Origin of the sequence: Aminobacter sp. BA135 (assembly GCF_050859125.1) — a bacterium.
Taxonomy (GTDB): domain Bacteria; phylum Pseudomonadota; class Alphaproteobacteria; order Rhizobiales; family Rhizobiaceae; genus Aminobacter; species Aminobacter ciceronei.
On sequence record NZ_CP139572.1, the window covers coordinates 2826366 to 2843072 of the forward strand.

At 63.8% G+C, this 16707-nt stretch carries 13 protein-coding genes; 8 read left to right on the plus strand and 5 right to left on the minus strand.

Translation table 11 applies throughout. The features are described from left to right. Window position 1 precedes the first annotated feature (1 nt). Genes soxG through SLT36_RS13740 form a run of 4 tightly spaced genes read right to left on the minus strand, consistent with a single transcriptional unit; the run spans window position 2 to window position 5144 of the window. Window positions 2-589: a sarcosine oxidase subunit gamma family protein gene (gene soxG / locus SLT36_RS13725; protein ID WP_432288141.1), complete on the minus strand. Its 588-nt coding sequence runs from the start codon at window positions 587-589 to the stop codon at window positions 2-4. Further along, window positions 582-3578, minus strand: a complete 2997-nt coding sequence (locus SLT36_RS13730; protein WP_432288143.1) for a sarcosine oxidase subunit alpha family protein — start codon at window positions 3576-3578, stop codon at window positions 582-584. Before SLT36_RS13730 ends, soxG begins: the two co-directional genes overlap by 8 nt. Continuing rightward, window positions 3575-3874, minus strand: a complete 300-nt coding sequence (locus tag SLT36_RS13735) for a sarcosine oxidase subunit delta (protein ID WP_182573463.1) — start codon at window positions 3872-3874, stop codon at window positions 3575-3577. Before SLT36_RS13735 ends, SLT36_RS13730 begins: the two co-directional genes overlap by 4 nt. A gap of 10 nt (window positions 3875-3884) precedes the next feature. Continuing rightward, window positions 3885-5144, minus strand: a complete 1260-nt coding sequence (locus SLT36_RS13740; protein ID WP_432288144.1) for a sarcosine oxidase subunit beta family protein — start codon at window positions 5142-5144, stop codon at window positions 3885-3887. Between the two features lie 196 nt (window positions 5145-5340). On the opposite strand from SLT36_RS13740, the gene SLT36_RS13745 reads away from it, so the two are divergent. From SLT36_RS13745 to SLT36_RS13780, 8 genes are all read left to right on the plus strand, one after another. After that, complete coding sequence (locus SLT36_RS13745) at window positions 5341-7830, plus strand: mechanosensitive ion channel domain-containing protein (RefSeq protein WP_432288146.1); 2490 nt, start codon at window positions 5341-5343, stop codon at window positions 7828-7830. Between the two features lie 137 nt (window positions 7831-7967). Continuing rightward, window positions 7968-8234: a hypothetical protein gene (locus SLT36_RS13750; protein WP_067960870.1), complete on the plus strand. Its 267-nt coding sequence runs from the start codon at window positions 7968-7970 to the stop codon at window positions 8232-8234. Between the two features lie 217 nt (window positions 8235-8451). Continuing rightward, a complete protein-coding gene (locus SLT36_RS13755; protein WP_432288148.1) occupies window positions 8452-9888 on the plus strand; it encodes a UbiA family prenyltransferase in 1437 nt (478 codons plus the stop codon). Window positions 9889-9890: 2 nt separating this feature from the next. Then, on the plus strand, window positions 9891-11243 hold the full coding sequence (locus tag SLT36_RS13760; RefSeq protein WP_432288327.1) for an FAD-binding oxidoreductase: 1353 nt from the start codon (window positions 9891-9893) through the stop codon (window positions 11241-11243). 99 nt (window positions 11244-11342) lie between these two features. Beyond that, window positions 11343-11777: an EamA family transporter gene (locus SLT36_RS13765; protein ID WP_432288150.1), complete on the plus strand. Its 435-nt coding sequence runs from the start codon at window positions 11343-11345 to the stop codon at window positions 11775-11777. Next, window positions 11774-12781, plus strand: a complete 1008-nt coding sequence (locus tag SLT36_RS13770; protein ID WP_067960875.1) for an NAD-dependent epimerase/dehydratase family protein — start codon at window positions 11774-11776, stop codon at window positions 12779-12781. Before SLT36_RS13765 ends, SLT36_RS13770 begins: the two co-directional genes overlap by 4 nt. A 71-nt stretch (window positions 12782-12852) precedes the next feature. Further along, on the plus strand, window positions 12853-14265 hold the full coding sequence (locus SLT36_RS13775; protein WP_432288328.1) for an aspartate aminotransferase family protein: 1413 nt from the start codon (window positions 12853-12855) through the stop codon (window positions 14263-14265). A gap of 156 nt (window positions 14266-14421) precedes the next feature. Next, window positions 14422-14907 (plus strand): cupin domain-containing protein, encoded by a 486-nt coding sequence (locus tag SLT36_RS13780; RefSeq protein ID WP_432288151.1) that lies wholly within the window; start codon window positions 14422-14424, stop codon window positions 14905-14907. A gap of 23 nt (window positions 14908-14930) precedes the next feature. Here the strand turns inward: SLT36_RS13780 and SLT36_RS13785 are convergent, their stop codons facing one another. Then, entirely contained in the window at window positions 14931-16679 is a 1749-nt protein-coding gene (locus SLT36_RS13785) for a hypothetical protein (protein WP_432288153.1), read from the minus strand. Window positions 16680-16707: the final 28 nt, after the last annotated feature.

Genomic DNA, 16707 nt, shown 5'->3' on the forward strand with positions numbered 1-16707 from the left:
CTTACCTAACCTCGTAGCCGACTTCGTCCGATGCATGGCACAGCATTTTCCAGAACGAACGGGCGAAAGAGCGGAAGACGTAGAGGTCGAAGCTGTGGGGGCCGCTGCGCTGGATCTGGGTGAAGACGTCGTGGTGGGTGGTCGAGATGCCCGAACCGACTGGAAATGCAGTCAGGGAGAAGTCGACGGCAAAGAGCTTGGCCAGCACCCATTCCGATTTCGGGCCGCCAATTCTGATCGCCGTGCGTCCATGTGACAGGTCGGTGATGGTGCCGATCGCTGCGGTGACCTTGCCGGCAAAGGCTGTGGCGAGTCCTTCCGAAGCGTCTGATACCAGGAACTTTCCGGGAGCGAAGCCGAAGGCGGAACAGCGCTCGGACGAAGCGCCGGCGCCCGCGCCATCGGCCAGCTTGAGGCCGGTGACCGAACCGATCGTTGCCATCAGCTTCTTTTCCTCGCCCGGCCAGGCGGCAAGCTGGACAATCGATCCGGGTGCGATCTCGGACAAGGTTACGCCGACGCCATCGACGAAATTTCCGTACGAGCCGGGCCGGAATACCGGTTCGAGCGGTGAAAGCTGCTCAACCATGCATGCGCTTCCCTTCGGGATCGAAGAAGTGGTGGCTGACGATTTCCACCGGGCCGAAGCGGTTGCGCAACGGGTCGGAGATGTGGGCGCGCTTGCCATGGCGCGCCTTGCCGCCCGAGACCAGCGCAAGTGCTATGTACTTGCCGAGCGCGGGCGAGAAGCAGGCGGCGGTGATGTGGCCGAGCGATCCGTGCGGGTTGGCGGCGTCGACCTCCTCGACGATGTGCGCGCCACCGCTGAGCGGCCGGTTGTCGAGTGAGATCAGGCCGACCAGTTCGAGCCTGCCCGAGGCGGCAAGTCCTTCGCGGTCCATCATGGCCGAGCCGATGAAGGGCTTTTTCTTGGACAGCATCCAGCCGAGATGGAGGTCGCGTGCCGAGGTGCGGCCGTCGATCTCGGCACCGGTGACGTGGCCTTTTTCGATACGCATCGTGCCGAGCGCCTCGAGCCCGTAGGGAACCATGTCGAAAGGCTTGCCGGCCTCGATCAGCGCTTCCCAGACATGGGTGCCGTGACCGGCACCGGAATAGACCTCGAAGGCCATCTCGCCGGAGAAGGAGAGCCGGCAGATCATGACAGGCGCGCCCGAAATCTCGCCATGGACGATGCCCATGAAGGGCAGGGCCTCGTTGTCGACCCTGGTGCCGGTGACGCAGGAAGCGAGGATGTCCCGCGCCTTCGGGCCGCCGATCGCCGCGCCAGCCCACTGGTCGGTGACGGAGGTCAGGTGAACCTTGAGATCCGGCCAGACGACATCGAGGAAATATTCGAGATGCTGCATGACCTTGCCGGCATTGGCCGTGGTCGTGGTCATCATGAAGTCGTGTTCGCCAAGCCGCCAGGTGGTGCCGTCGTCGAAGACGAGGCCGTCCTCGCGCAGCATCAGGCCGTAACGCGCCTTGCCGACGGGCAAGGTCGAAAAGACGTTGGAATAGACGCGGTCGAGGAACTCGGCGGCATCCGGTCCCTGGACGGCGATCTTGCCGAGCGTCGAGACGTCGACGATGCCCGCCGTTTCGCGGGTCACTCCCGCTTCCCTGACATAGGCCTGCTCGATCGTCTCGCCGGGACCGCCATAGATCATCGGGCGGAACCACAGGCCGGCCGAATACATCGTCGCGCCGTTTTCCAGATGCCAGTCATGCATCGGGGTCAGCCGGTCAGGCTTGAGGTCGCCGAAACGCTCGGCGGCAAGTGCGCCGACGGAGACAGGTGCGTATGGCGGGCGGAAGCGCGTCGTGCCGACCTCGGGGATCGGCTTGCCCAGGGCTTCGGCCATGATGGCGAGGCCGGGCACGTTGGAGCCCTTGCCCTGGTCGGTCGCCATGCCGAGGGTGGTGTAGCGCTTGAGATGCTCGACCGAGACGAAACCTTCGAGGTGGGCGAGGCGGACATCGTCAGCCGTCACGTCGTGCTGGAGGTCGACGAAGGCCTTGCCCTTGGCCTTGATCTCGAAGACCGGTGCCGGGTTGGGGTCGAGCGGCGCGGGTTCGATGTCGGGCAGGGTGGCGGTTTCGAGCGCCGGCTGGCCTGCCGCCTTGCGGCCGGCGGAAAAGCCTTCGGAGATGACTTCGGCCGTCGAGAAGGTGCCGTTGAAGGCGCCGGCGCCGATCCAGCCCTTGCCGGTTTCCGGCGGCAGGAAGGCCTGCAGGTCGTCGCTCCAGACCGGCCGCGCCCCGGCCTGGCTGGCGAGGTGGATGGTCGGCGACCAGCCGCCCGAAACGATCAGGCAGTCGGCGCCGATGTCGCGTGCATTGCCCTTGGAGACACCCGATGCGGCGGAGAATGGGGCCAGCTTGACCCCGGAGAGCTTCTTGCCGCCTTCGGTACCGATCACCGCATGGCCGGTCAACAGTTCGGCGCCGGCCTCCGATGCAAGAGTGCGGCAGGCCGCGGAGACGTCCGAGCGCAGGTCGGCGATGGCGACGATCCTGGCTCCCGCCTTGGCGAGGGCCGCGGCTGCACGATAGGCGCTGTCGTTGTTGGCTAGAACAGCGATCTTCTCGCCCGCCAGCACGCCGTATTGATTGGCGTAGCGCATCGCGGCGCTGGCCATCATCACGCCCGGCCGGTCGTTGCCGGGGAACACCAGCGGCCGTTCGAAGGCACCGGTGGCGAGCACGACGTTCTTTGCCCGGATGGTCCAGTGGCGATGGCGCGGCGCGCCCTTGGCGGGCGTGTCCTTGTGGTCGCTGACACGTTCGACGGCGGCCAGTGTGTTGCCGTCATAGTAGCCCCAGACGGTGGTGCGCTTGAGCAGGCGGACATTGTCATGGGTCTTGAGTTCGCCGACGACATCGGAGGCCCAGGTTGCGGCGGGCTCGCCGTCGATCGTTTCGCCCGACCAGTTGGCCGAGCCGCCCAAGCATGGATCGAGCTCAGCCAGGATGACCTGAGCGCCGGACTGGGCAGCCTCGTGCGCGGCGGCAAGGCCGGCAGGCCCGGAGCCGACGACAAGCACGTCGCAGAAGGCGTTCATGCGCTCATAACGTGACGGATCGGGCGCGTGGCCGGCGCGGCCGAGGCCGGCGGCGCGGCGGATGATCTTTTCGCAGAGCATCCAGAAGCGGGTGCCCTTGAGCGGGCCGATCACCGGACCCATGAAGGTCTTGTAGTAGAAGCCGGCGGAGATGAACTTGCCGCCGAGCTGGTTGATGGCACTGACGTCGTAGGCGAGCGAGGGAAAGCGGTTCTGGCTGACGGCGGTGAGGCCGTCATGGATCTCGACCATCGTGGCGGGAATGTTCGGTTCGCGGACCTCGCCGCGCAGCACCGTCACGAGAGCGTTCGGCTCATCGACGCCGGATGTCAGCACGCCGCGCGGACGGTGGTACTTGAATGAACGGCCGAACAGCGAAACCCCATTGGCAAGCAGCGCCGAGGCCAGCGTATCGCCCTGGTGTCCGGTATAGGCGGTGCCGTCGAAGGTGAAGCGGATGGTCCGCAACCGGTCGATGCGGCCACCCGACGGTGTGCGGCGCGGGCTCATGCCTTGGCTCCGGATGTGCGGCGGCCGTGGGGCGGCGCGCCATGTTCGCGGGCAAAACGCACGCTCTTGATTTCATGGGTGAGCGTGTCGCGGACGACGGCGAGATGGGCGCGGCAGCCGCCGGCGTGCTGCCAGATCTCGTTGTGAATGCCGGCCGGGTTCAAGCGGTCATAGACATAGGCGCTCCACGCCTCGGCATCGGTCGAAGCGGGATCGGGACGGGTGCGGTTGCCGTCGCCCTGATAGGCGAATTCGGAGACGTCGCGCGGGCCGCAGTAGGGACAGGTGATCAACATGTTCGAACCCCTAGTGCATTCGCGGCGTCGGACCCTGGCCCTTGTCGTCGATGACGGTGCCACGGCTGAAACGGTCGAGCGTGAAGGGCGCGTTGAACTCGTGCGGCGCGTCCTTGGCGATGGTGTGGGCAAAGCAGAAGCCGGAAGCCGGCGTTGCCTTGAAGCCGCCGTAACACCAGCCGCAATTGAGATACATGCCGGGCAACGGGCCGGTGGTGATGATCGGCGAGCCATCCATCGACATGTCGCAGACCCCACCCCATGAGCGCAGCACGCGCACCGGCGCGAGCGAGGGGAACAGCGCCAGCATCTCACTCATTACTTCCTCGACGATGGGCAGGCTGCCGCGCTGGGCATAGGAATTGTAGCCGTCGAGGTCACCGCCATAGACGAGGCCGCCCTTGTCGGACTGGCCGACATAGAAGTGGCCCATGCCGAAGGTCAGCACGGTGTCGAGGAACGGCTTGAGCGATTCCGAGACGAAGGCCTGGAGGACGTGGCTCTCGATCGGCATGCGGTCGATGCCGGCAAGCTGCATCACGCGCCCGGTGCTGCCGGCCACGGCAACGGCGACCTTTTTGGCGCGGATTTCGCCGCGGCTTGTCGAGACGCCGATGACCCGGTCGCCGTCGCGCAGGAAGCCTGTGACTTCGCAATTCTCGATGATGTCGACGCCGCGGCGGTCGGCACCCCGGGCATAACCCCAGGCTACGGCATCGTGGCGGGCAGTACCCGCGCGTTCCTGCATCAGCCCGCCATAGATCGGGAAACGTGCCCGCTGCGACATGTCGAGCCCGGGGACGCGCCGGCCGATCTCGGCCGGCGTCATCAGTTCGGCGTCGACGCCGAGATGGCGCATGGCGTTGCCCTTGCGGGCGAGGTCGTCGAGCTGGCCCGGCGTGTGCGCCAGGTTGAGCACGCCGCGCTGCGAGAACATGACGTTGTAGTTGAGGTCGTGGGAAAGGTTCTCCCACATCTTCATCGAGTGTTCGTAGAAGCGCGTGTTCTGCGGCAACAGGTAGTTGGAGCGGACGGCGGTGGTGTTGCGGCCGACATTGCCGGAGCCGAGATAGCCCTTTTCCAGCACGGCAACGTTGGTGATGCCGAACTCCTTGGCGAGGTAGTAGGCAGTCGACAATCCATGGCCGCCGCCGCCGATGATGACGACGTCATACGAGGCCTTGGGGCTCGGCTTGCGCCATGCCGGCTTCCAGTCGCGGTTGCCGCTGAGCGCGTTCTTGAGAAGCGAAAAGGCCGAATATTCCGCCATACTTCATGTCATCCTTCAGGCTGCGCGGGGACACTACAGGCAGCACTGCGGCGATCAAGCCAATATTCCGCCATTGTTTTTCGTCAGGCCGACTTTCCCATGGGCCAGCGCGCATCGGCTTGCCCGCCGAGATGCGCGTCTTTATCAATGGCCACGCCTTTTCATCGGCAAACTGACCACGAGTCGCTGACAAATCATGTTTTTTTCCACAGTCCGGCGCATCGCTGCCACCCTGTTCATCTTTACTGCCGTGCTTGTGGCAAACGCCGCAGCGCAGGATGCCGATCTCGGCAAGGCGCCGGCCGGCGTGGTGTCCGACCAGCAGGAGGTCATCGCCAGCATCACGGCCAGGACCGATGCGCTGCAGAAGAAGATGGAGCAGAGCGCCGAAGACGATGCCGGTCTCGTCGACATCCGCCTGCAGCTCGAACAGCTGTCGCGCGACCTGTTGCAAAGCGGCGTCGCGTTCCGTCCGCGCCTGACCGAGATCAACGCCCGGCTGGAACAGCTCGGCAAGCCGCCGGCCGACGGTCAGCCGGCCGAGCCCGCTGTCGTGACCAGCGAGCGCGAGAAGCTGAATGCGGAGAAAACCGAGATCAATGCCGTGCTCGGCGTTGCCGAGAACCTGTCGATTCGCATCGACAAGCTGATCAGCCAGATCACCGAGATCCGCCGCAGCCTGTTCCAGAACCTGTTGACCAAGCGCTACCAGATCAATTTCGCTTTGGGATCGGAGGTTGCTGACGCCTTCAAGACGGAGATGAACGACCTTTACCGGACGGTCTCGTCCTGGGTTCGTTTCGTTGTCAGCTTCAAGCTCAAGTCGATGCTGGCGGCAACGTTCTTCGCCCTGGGGGCGGCGGCGGTCATCATCATCGGCGGCCGGCGCATGTTCGGACGGATGTTCGAGCCTGACGGCCGGGTCGAGGAGCCATCCTATCTCAGCAGGCTTTCGGTCGCTTTCTGGTCGACCTTCATGCAGTCGGCGGCGCTCGTCGTCTTCCTTGGCGTCACCTACTATCTGTTCGCCTATTTCGAGGTGCTGCGCGGCGACATCGGCGCCATGCTGTGGTCGCTGTTCTACGTCATCGCCATTGTGTTCTTCGTTTCGCGCCTCGGCATGGCCGTGCTGTCGCCCAGGCTGCCCAAGTGGCGGCTGATCCCGGTCGAAAGCGGCGCTGCGCGCTGGCTGATGCTCCTGATCACCGCTACCGCCCTGTTTACCGGCCTCGATTACTTCCTGAGCTCGGTCTACCAGGTACTCGGCTCGCCGGTTGCGTTGACCGTCGGCGAGGCGCTGACTTCGACGGTGGTGATCGGCGTGCTGGTCATGCTGATCGGCCTGGTCAAGCCGTTCATCGATGAGGACGGACGGCCGAAGCCCTGGCCGCGTCTGTTCCGCTACATCGTGCTCACGCTGGGCGGGGTCACCATTGCGGCGGCGCTGCTCGGCTATATCGGGCTTGCGCGCTTCGTGTCGCAGCAGATCGTCATTACCGGCACGATCCTCGCGACCATGTATATCGGCTTCCTGTCGTCGCAGGCGATCAACGAGGAGAACGCCTTCATCAAGACGACGGTCGGCCGGCGCATCAAGCGTATGTTCACGCTCGACGACGCGACGCTCGATCAGCTCGGCCTCGTCACCAGCATGGTGATCAATCTGCTCGTGCTGACCGTCGGTGTGCCGCTGATCCTGTTTACCTGGGGCTTTCAGCCCGGCGACATGATCACCTGGCTCTATCGTATTGGCTCGGGCTTCCAGATCGGCAGTTTCACCTTCTCGCCCGCCGGCCTGCTTTCCGGCGTCATGGTATTTGCCATCGGCTATTTCGTGACGCGCTGGTTCCAGGGCTGGCTCGACGGCTCGGTCATGGCGCGTGGCAAGGTCGACGCCGGCGTGCGCAATTCCATACGCCTCGCCGTCGGTTATGCCGGCGTGGCGATAGCCGGTCTGATTGCCGTGTCAGCGGCTGGCATCGACCTGTCCAACCTGGCGCTCGTTGCCGGTGCGCTCTCCCTCGGTATCGGTTTCGGCCTGCAGAACGTCGTGTCGAACTTCGTTTCCGGCCTGATCCTGCTGGCCGAGCGTCCGTTCAAGGTCGGCGACTGGATCGTCGCCGGCGCCGTGTCGGGCACGGTCAAGAAGATCAGCGTGCGGGCCACCGAGATCGAGACGTTCCAGCGCCAGTCGGTGATCCTGCCCAATTCGGACCTGATCAACAGCGCCGTCGGCAACTGGACCCACCGCAACAAGCTCGGCCGCGTCGACATCAAGATCGGCGTTGCCTATGATTCCGACGCCAAGCGCGCCCACGAGATCATGCTCGACATCGTGCGCGCGCATCCGATGGTGCTGAAGAACCCGGAGCCGTTCGTGCTCTTCGCCAATTTCGGCCCGGCGGCGCTGGAATTCGAAATGCGGTTCTTCCTGGCTGATCTGCTCGGCAGCAACACTGTCCAGAACGATATCCGCTTCGGCGTGCTTGAAGCATTCGAGCGCGAAAACATCGCCATCCCGTCAACGGCCCGGGCGCATGACGTCAAGCCGGCGGAAAAGTGGCCTGCCGACGACGAACAGGTCGAGGCACAGGTGGCTGAACTCGAGGAGGCGCGCAGCAAGCGCGCCGCGCAAGCCGCCGCCGGCCGCAAGCCCGGCAGGGCGAGGAAGCCGGATCCGGAGTGACGGCCGGGCGCGTCGGGCAATTATGGCATGAACAAGGCATTCAGTTGCCGTTCAGCTTCAAACTCATATAAGCTCTCATGCAAACGGCGAAAATGCCTTGCTGAGATGAACAGGGGCGGTGGAAACACCGAGTGCAAATGAAAAGGTTTCTTGTCGCTGCAGGCGCGCTGGTCCTGGCAATGTCGGGCGCTGCGCATGCTGCAAGCGCGGTAAACCTCGATGCCGAACCGCGGACCCTGATCGTCACGGAAGGTGGTTCCAAGACGGAACTTTCCCTTGCCGCCGGCGAAACGGTCGAGTTCTGCTCGAGCGGCTGCTTCGTGACCTTGCCGAATGGCGACCGCGAAGCGCTGACCGGTGATGAAACAGTAGAGATTTCGGGCGGCGCTGCCCGCATCAAGTAAAGCCTGTCAACACGCAGGCTAATGATCGAAAAGGCCGGGCATCAGCCCGGCCTTTTCTGCATTCTGCTAACGTCTGCTTAAGCATGACTGGCGAAATGACTGGTGCTCGTTTAGCATTCGGCCTCGACCTTAACCATCCGGAACCTGGTCGCCCGCTATAGCGGCAAGGGGTCCGGAAGGTTCACGCCGTCCGGCAAGGGGCAGGGCAGGCAGTTTGATGGATGCGCGATCAGACAACAAGATAGTACCACTGGCGGTCGATCTCGACGGCACGCTGATCGCCAGCGATCTGTTGTGGGAAGGCCTGTTCGCCCTTCTCAAGAAGAATCCGCTCGCCATCTTCATGGTGCCGTACTGGCTGCTCAAGGGCGGCCCAGCGCGTCTCAAACAGGCGATTGCCGAGGTGGTCGACATCGATCCGGCGACCTTGCCTTATCGGCCCGAAGTGCTGAAACGCCTGCGCGAAGAGCAGGCCAACGGGCGCCAGATCGTTCTCGCCACCGGCACGCCGCGCAAGTTCGCCGAAGCCATCGCACGCCATCTCGGCCTGTTCGACGCGGTGCTTGCCAGCGACGGCGGTGAAAACCTGACCGCTGAACGCAAGCGCAGGGCTCTGGTGGCAGCCTATGGCGATGGCGGCTTCGATTATGCCGGCAACAGCCGCCACGACGTCAAAGTGTTCGATGCCGCGCGCGAGGCAATTGTAGTTGCACCCGACCGGGCCGCCGCACGCTGGCAGGCCAGCCATCAGTCTGAACTGATCGAGACGCCGAAGCCCGACCTGCGCACCATCCGCAAGATGCTGCGTGTCCATCAATGGCTCAAGAACGTGCTGATCGCCGTGCCGCTGGTGCTGGCGCACAAATATTTCAATCCCGAGATGCTGGTGCCGGCGATCCTGGCGTTCGTCTCGTTCAGCGCTGCCGCCTCGGCTATCTACATCGTCAACGACTTCTTCGACCTGGCGCTTGATCGGGCGCACCCGACCAAGCGTGAGCGGCCTTTCGCCAGCGGCAAGCTGTCGATCCCGTTCGGGCTGGCGTCCGTGGGCGTCCTTCTGGTCATCAGCCTGGCGACGGCTGCCTTCACGACGATCGAGTTTGCCGGCGTTCTGCTGGTCTATCTCGTGGCCACCACCGCCTATTCGCTTTCGGTCAAGCGGATGCTGCTGCTCGACGTGCTGACCCTTGCCGGGCTCTACACCTTGCGCATCCTGGCGGGTGCCGCTGCGACCGGGGTGGACGTGTCGTTCTGGCTGCTCGCCTTCTCGATCTTCTTCTTCCTCTCGCTGGCGCTGGTGAAGCGTTATGTCGAGCTGCGTTCGTCCAGCCTCAGCGTCGGCGAGCGTATCGCAGGGCGCGGCTACCGCATCGAGGATCAGGAGATCGTCGCCCAGGCCGGTATGGCGTCGGCGTTTTCCTCGGCGCTGGTTCTGGCGCTCTACATCGACAGCAGCGCGGTGCGCGAGCTCTATGAGCATCCCTGGCTGGTCTGGCCGCTGGCGCCGATCGTGCTCTATCTCACCATGCGCATCTGGATCTTGGCGCGGCGCGACGAACTGCATGACGATCCGGTTGTCTTCATCATCCGCGACTGGCGCAGCCAGATCGTCGTTTTCGCCGGCGCGGTGCTGCTTGTGGTGGCGGGCCTGTGAGCGTGGGACTGGCCCGTTACCAGAGCTTTGGCCGCGCCAATCCGGGCGCAAGTCAGGCGATCGACATCGCCGAGGCAACGCGGCTTCTGGCCGGTGGGACGGCACGCGCCGGATCGCTGCTCGCCTATGGCAATGGCCGCAGCTATGGCGACAGCTGCCAGAACAGCGCCGGCGCCGTCGTCGACATGCGGCCGCGTCAGCGCGTCGTTTCCTTCAACGCCGAGACCGGCCTGATCGAAGCCGAGGCCGGCGCGCTGCTGGCCGACATCATCGCCTATGCCGCTCCGCACGGGTTTTTCCCGGCGGTCGTGCCGGGGACACAGTTCGTCACGCTCGGCGGTGCCATTGCCAATGACGTGCATGGCAAGAACCACCACCGTCGCGGCAGTTTTGGCTGCCATGTCGAACGCCTGACATTGCTGCGCTCGGACGGACGCAGCTATGCCTGCTCGGCCGGCGAGAACGCCCGGCTGTTCTGGGCGACAATCGGCGGCATGGGGTTGACCGGCATCATCGTGTCCGCCGCGATCCGCCTGATGCGGGTACCCTCGCTCGATATCGCCGAGACGGTGAAGCCGTTCGGTAGCCTGGGCGAATATTTCGATCTCGCCGAAGCCGCCGACCGCGACAACGAATATGCCGTTGCCTGGATTGACCAGCTGGCCGGCGGCAAGCATGCCGGCCGCGGATTGCTGCTTGCCGGCAACCACGCCGCCTATGGCGCGCGGACGGCCGAATGCGGCACGGCAAGACTGTCGGTGCCGTTCCAGCCGCCCTTGACCTTGCTCAACCGGCCCTTCCTGAAGCTGTTCAATGCCGCCTATGGCTGGCGGCGCGGCCGCCTCAGGGAAAGCCAGGCGAGCTACCAGACGTTCTTTTTTCCGCTCGACGGCGTTGCCGGCTGGAACCGGCTCTACGGTCCGAGCGGGCTTTACCAGCACCAGAGCGTCGTGCCTGAAGCTATGGCGCGCGAAACAATTCCGGCATTGCTGGCGGCGGCGCGACGCGCCGGGCAGGGCTCGTTCCTGACCGTGCTCAAACGTTTTGGCAGCCAGCGTTCGCCGGCTTTGCTGGCCTTCGCGCGTCCGGGCTACACGCTGACGCTCGATTTTCCGAACCATGGCCGGCGCACGCTGGAGCTGCTCGCCGAACTCGACCGGATCACCGTCGGCGCGGGTGGCGCGGTCAATCCCTACAAGGACGCGCGCATGTCGGCTGAGACATTCGCGGCTTCGTTCCCGGACTGGCAGCGGCTCGAGGCAATGCGCGATCCGGCATTCATGTCCGACTTCTGGGCCCGGACCGCCGGCCGGCTGGGCGGGCGCAATGGCGAGACGGCGCAGGCGGCCGAGTAGCCGCTTGTTAGAGAAGTGCGGAAAAAGTTCAAATTGCCTGGAAAGCTTCACAGAATATCAGGGGCTTTCCGATAGGTTGTGCGAAGGACGGACAAAGCAATGAAATACATCCTCTTCATCCTTTTCACAGTGATGACCAATGCCGCGGCCCAGCTGATGCTGAAACAGGGCATGATGTCTCTTGGTCCGCTTTCTTTCGAAGGCAGCAATCCGCTGATCAAGATACTGCAGATCGTCTTCAGCCCATGGGTTTTCGCCGGACTGCTGACTTTCGTCATCTCGATGGCGTCGCACCTCTATGTGCTGTCCAAGGTCGAGCTCAGCTTCGCCTATCCCTTCCTCAGCCTGGCCTATGTGGCGGTGGCGGTGTTTGCCTACTTCGTCTTCCATGAAGACCTGAATGCCTGGCGCATCGCCGGCATCGCCTTCATCTGCGTCGGCACCGTGCTGATCGCCCAAAGCGGCCGCGACCATGGCGAAATTGTCGCCGCGGCCTCTACCGAACCCACCAAGACAAGCGAGCTTTTGCGATGAGACACATCATTTTCGGAGGCGACGGCTTCGTCGGTCGTCATCTTGCGCCCAAACTGATCGCCGACGGCGAAGAGGTTGTCGTTGCCGACATCGTCAAGAGCGACCTTGCGCATTACCGCAACGCGCGTTTTGTCCATTGCGACGTAACCGATCCCGCCGCGATCGCCGCCGTCGGCATCAAGGCCGACGACATGGTCTACAACCTGTCGGCCAAGATGCTGTCGCCGCTGCAGGTGCGGGCCAAGCGCCACGACTTCTTCTTCCCGGTCAACTATTTCGGTACCGAGAACATCATCAAGGCGATGGACCATGCGGCAGCGCCGAGGCTGGTCCATTACACCACCGATATGATCTACGGTCATACCGTGACCCATCCGATGACCGAAGAGCATCCTGTGGCGCCGCTCGGCGAATATGGCTGGTCGAAGCAGAAGACCGAGGAACTGGCGGCCGAGTGGCGGACGCGCGGCATGAACATCTCGCTGTTCCGCCCGCGCCTGATCATCGGGCCCGGCCGTCTCGGCATTCTGGAGAAGCTGTTCAAGCTGATCGACTGGAACCTGCCGGTGCCGATGATCGGTTCGGGCAGGAACCCATACCAGTTCATCTCGGTGTTCGACTGCGCCGAGGCAGCGCGGCTTGCCTGGAAGGCCGGCGTGCCGAACGAGGCCTACAATCTCGGTTCGCTCAATCCGCCGCCGGTGCGCAAGCTGCTCGGCGACCTGGTCAAGCATGCCGGTTCGAAGTCGATCCTGCTGCCGACGCCGGGCTGGGCGGTCAAGCGGACGCTCGACCTGCTCGACCTGATGAACATGCCGATCATGGATCCCGAGCAGTATCTGATCGCCGACGAGGAGTGCGTGCTCGACGTCTCCAAGGGCGAGCGCCAGCTCGGCTGGGTGCCGCAGTATCGCGACGAGGACATGCTCATCGCAGCCTACAAGGAATATCGCGCCAAGAAGGACGGCCTCGCTGCGTCCACGCAGCACGCCCCGGCTGAATAGAGGATATGAACATGACGCTTGTCACCACGCCGGATACGGCCCATTCGCATGCCGTCGCGGTTGCTCCGGCAATGACTTCGGCAAAGCTCGCCAAGCCGAACCTGATGTCGGTCGAGCAGGCCAAGGCGCTCGACGTCGCCAGGATGACCGACCTGTTCAAGGCGCATCTCAACCCCGGCCAGCTGCATTTCATGAAGCTGCTCGGTTTCCACAAGATCAAGATCGAGCGCGCTGAGGGCATGCACTACATCGATCAGAACGGCCGCAAGATCCTCGATTTCTTCGGCGGCTTCGGTTCGCTGGCGCTCGGCCACAACCATCCGCGCGTGCTCGAGGCGCGCAAGAAGTTCCAGGACGAGAAGCGCCACGAAATCGGCATCGCCTTCATGTCGCAATACGCCTCGGCACTGGCCTACAATCTGGCGCAGATTTCGCCCGGCGATCTCGACATGGTGTTTTTCGGCTCGTCTGGTTCGGAAGCCATGGAAGCCGCGGTCAAGCTCGCCGAGCGTGCTGCGGGTCCGGCACGTCCCAAGATCGTCTATGCGGAGAACTCGTTCCACGGAAAGACCAAGGGCGTGCTCTCGGTCACCGACGGCGCGCTCTATCGCGGCGAGTTCAAGCTCACCGAAAACACCGTGCGGGTGCCTTTCGGCGACATCGATGCCATCGAGAAGGCGTTCCGGTCCGATCCGGCCATCGGTGCCATCGTGCTCGAAACCATCCAGGGTGGTGGCGGCATCAACAAGGCGCCGGCCGCGTTCTGGCACAAGCTGCGCACGCTGTGCGACCAGTATGGGGTCATCTGGGTCGCCGACGAGGTGCAGTGCGGCGTCGGCCGTTCCGGCCGTTTCTATGCCTTCGAGCACTATGACGTGGTGCCCGACATCACCGCGGTTGCCAAGTCGCTGGGTGGCGGCAAGGCGGCGATGGCAGCGATGATCGCCCGCCGCGACGTCTACATGAAAGCCTATGGTACGCCGAAGACGGCGATGATCCATGCCATGGCGACCTTCGGCGGTATCGGCGAGGGCTGTATCACGGCCATCGAGACGCTTAACGTGCTCTACGACGAAGGCCTGATCGAGAATTCGGCCGACACCGGCGCCTATCTCCTGGCGCGGCTGGAGGAGCTCCAGGCGAAGTACCCCAAGATCATCAAGGAGGTTCGCGGCCAGGGCCTGATGGTTGGGCTTGAGTTCCACGACTTCTCGCAGACGCTGCCGATGGTGCTGCGCCCGGTAGTCAGCGTGCTCGACGACAAGCTCAAGGGGTCGCTGTCGGGCTTCGTCGGGGCGTTGCTGCTGCGGGACTACGACGTGCTGGTGGCCTTCACCGAGTACAACCGCAATGTCGTGCGCCTGCTCCCGCCGCTGACCTGCAGCCGCGCCGATGTCGACGTGCTGATCGTAGCCCTCGACAGCCTGCTCGGCCGCGGCATCGTCTCGATCGTCAAGGACTTCGCCACAAGCCAGCTGAAGTAGGGGAACATCATCCCGTCTCCTCAAAAGCCGGGTCTCGACCCGGCTTTTTGCTGGCTGGCTGCCGGAGGGCGTTGTCGCTGTCGGCGGGAGACGGTTGTCCGGCTTCCGCAAGCGCGGCATGTTCGTGCGCGGCGGAGCAACAATCGGGAGGAGCGAATGGTCAAGCCGATCATCAATCTGGACGAGGTCGAGTTCGACGACATCGAGGAGAATGGCATCTACACGTCGAAGAGGGCGTCGATAAGCCGTCACATCGGCGCGCAAGACCTCGGCTACAACCTGACCGTCCTGCCGCCGGGCAAGGTTCAATGCCCGTTCCACAACCATCGCGGCGAAGAGGAGATGTTCTTCATCCTGGAAGGTGAGGGCGAACTGCGCTTCGGCGACAAACGCTATCCGATCCGCCAGCACGACGTCATCGCCTGTCCGACCGGCGGAGCCGAGGTGGCTCACCAGATCATCAACACCGGCACGACGACGATGCGGTATCTGGCATTGTCGACGCTGGTCGAGGTCGATGCCTGCGAGTACCCGGACTCGGGCAAGGTGATGGTCGTCTCCGGCAAGCGGGGTGTTCCCGGGCTCCGCAAGATGTTCCGGGCCGAGAATACGACCGACTACTACGACCGCGAGAACAGGTAGGCCGTTCCGTTTGCGGCTCGACGCTACTTGTCCAGCGCAGCGAGAAACCTGGGATGGACGAAGGCGTCGTAGCAGGCATCGAGCTGGATGCGGCGGTGCTGGGTCAGTGCGCTCTTGTACATGTCGTAGAGCGCGGCATTGGCCGTCGTCGGCGGGCAGGTGGGCAGGAGGACGAGATCGGTGTCCGCCACCGCAGCCTCTTCGGTCGAGCCTGGGTCGGGCACGGCGCGCATCGGATCGGCGCCGATGGCGATGTGCAGTGGCGCCGAGCGGTCGAGCAGCCAGGGGAAGGGGTTGACGAAGTTCAGCGACATCAGCGTGTTGAAGTGGACGCCCTTGTCGGCTTCCAGCTCGCGGATGGAACCGACCGCAGTGTCGACATTGCTGAGATAGGTGACCTGGAAGTCGAAGTCGGAATAGAGCAGCGGCGTCGGCAACTCGCCGGCATTGGTGAGGTCGGTATAGAGCTGCCGATGTTCCGGGTAGAATTTCAGCATGTGGTCGACACGTACGGCAACCTCGCTGCGCATGTTGACCGCCCCGAGTGTACCAAGATTGCGCTGCGCGATGGGCTGGTTCTTGAGCGAGCCGATATAGGCGCGGGCCGCGCGCTCGACGACGAACAACGCTGGCGGCAGGACCACAGCCGCCGCAAGTCCAAGCACCGAGAGCAGCACCATAGGCTTGGACAGCAGCCTGGATGCCTTGAGCAGGATGGCGACGATGAGCGGCGCCAGGAAGATGAACGCCTGGCTGCCGGTGTTCTGCGTCTCGAACAGCACGCCGGCGAACAGGACAGCGAGCAGCCAAAGCCCGTTATGGTCGAGAAGCCCAGAAACCGCTGTCGCAAGCGACGTCTTGCGGTCGGCGGAAAAGCGCTCGGACAGCTTGTGCCGGTCGGACCAGAGCAGGACCAGGGCGAGCGCAGACGTCGCCAGAACGACGCCGAAATTGATCGAGGTGGACTGCAGGAAGCGCGGCAACAGCGTGCCGCCGTTCATCATCACCAGCTTGAGGATGTCGGTGATGTAGTGGCTGACCAGGCCGCTGGACAGTTCGATGGCGGCAAGGACGGCGGCGAAGATGACCAGCGCCTCCAGCGCGTAGCGAAACTTCACGCGGCCGGCGAAGAACGCATAGGCGGCGATGACGCCGCCGGCGACGAAACCGGTGATCTTGAGGAAGAACAGCGCCGTCATGGTGAGCGAAATCAGCGCAACCAGCAGGTAGCGATTGCGCACGAACATCAGCGCCGCCACCAGCACATACAGCATCTGGCAGACCTGGCGGTTATAGATGCCGAAGGCGTCGGAGCCGGGGAACGGATAGAATTCGCGCGTGTTGAAGGGCAGCAGCGCATACAGCAGGAAAGGCACCAGCAGCGCAAAGGCGATGCCGCGCGAGCGCTGGCCGACATCCCACAGCACCAGCGCCATCAGCGGCGCGGTGACGGCGAGCAGCGACCAGTGCGCCACGAGCGCCGGCTGGGCGTTGGGAAACAGCGTCACCCAGCCTGCAAACAGGTAATAGCCGAGCGGGCCGACGGGGGTGAAGAAGTCGTTGATCGGCACCTGGCCGTCGAAAATGCGGTTCGCCGCATCGTAATAGATCAGCACGTCCCAATACATCGGGCCGATCGGCACGGAGACCGGCAACGAAAGCAAGGTGCAAACCAGCAGAAATGCGACAGCCAAAAGAAAAAGCGGGCTTGTTGTCTTGGCCTTGAGGCGTGATCCCAGGGATGCAGCAGGCGGCGTGAAAGTGGTGTTCATCTTCGGCACCTGCGGCAATCTCGATCGA

What these genes read in the sequence shown, in the direction of transcription:
- SLT36_RS13765 (WP_432288150.1), top strand. Translation starts at nt 11,343, where the DNA reads ATGAAATACATCCTCTTCATCCTTTTCACAGTGATGACCAATGCCGCG.
- SLT36_RS13730 (WP_432288143.1), bottom strand. Translation starts at nt 3,578, where the DNA reads ATGAGCCCGCGCCGCACACCGTCGGGTGGCCGCATCGACCGGTTGCGG.
- SLT36_RS13785 (WP_432288153.1), bottom strand. Translation starts at nt 16,679, where the DNA reads ATGAACACCACTTTCACGCCGCCTGCTGCATCCCTGGGATCACGCCTC.
- SLT36_RS13770 (WP_067960875.1), top strand. Translation starts at nt 11,774, where the DNA reads ATGAGACACATCATTTTCGGAGGCGACGGCTTCGTCGGTCGTCATCTT.
- SLT36_RS13780 (WP_432288151.1), top strand. Translation starts at nt 14,422, where the DNA reads ATGGTCAAGCCGATCATCAATCTGGACGAGGTCGAGTTCGACGACATC.
- SLT36_RS13775 (WP_432288328.1), top strand. Translation starts at nt 12,853, where the DNA reads ATGACTTCGGCAAAGCTCGCCAAGCCGAACCTGATGTCGGTCGAGCAG.
- SLT36_RS13750 (WP_067960870.1), top strand. Translation starts at nt 7,968, where the DNA reads ATGAAAAGGTTTCTTGTCGCTGCAGGCGCGCTGGTCCTGGCAATGTCG.
- SLT36_RS13740 (WP_432288144.1), bottom strand. Translation starts at nt 5,144, where the DNA reads ATGGCGGAATATTCGGCCTTTTCGCTTCTCAAGAACGCGCTCAGCGGC.
- SLT36_RS13745 (WP_432288146.1), top strand. Translation starts at nt 5,341, where the DNA reads ATGTTTTTTTCCACAGTCCGGCGCATCGCTGCCACCCTGTTCATCTTT.
- SLT36_RS13755 (WP_432288148.1), top strand. Translation starts at nt 8,452, where the DNA reads ATGGATGCGCGATCAGACAACAAGATAGTACCACTGGCGGTCGATCTC.
- soxG (WP_432288141.1), bottom strand. Translation starts at nt 589, where the DNA reads ATGGTTGAGCAGCTTTCACCGCTCGAACCGGTATTCCGGCCCGGCTCG.
- SLT36_RS13735 (WP_182573463.1), bottom strand. Translation starts at nt 3,874, where the DNA reads ATGTTGATCACCTGTCCCTACTGCGGCCCGCGCGACGTCTCCGAATTC.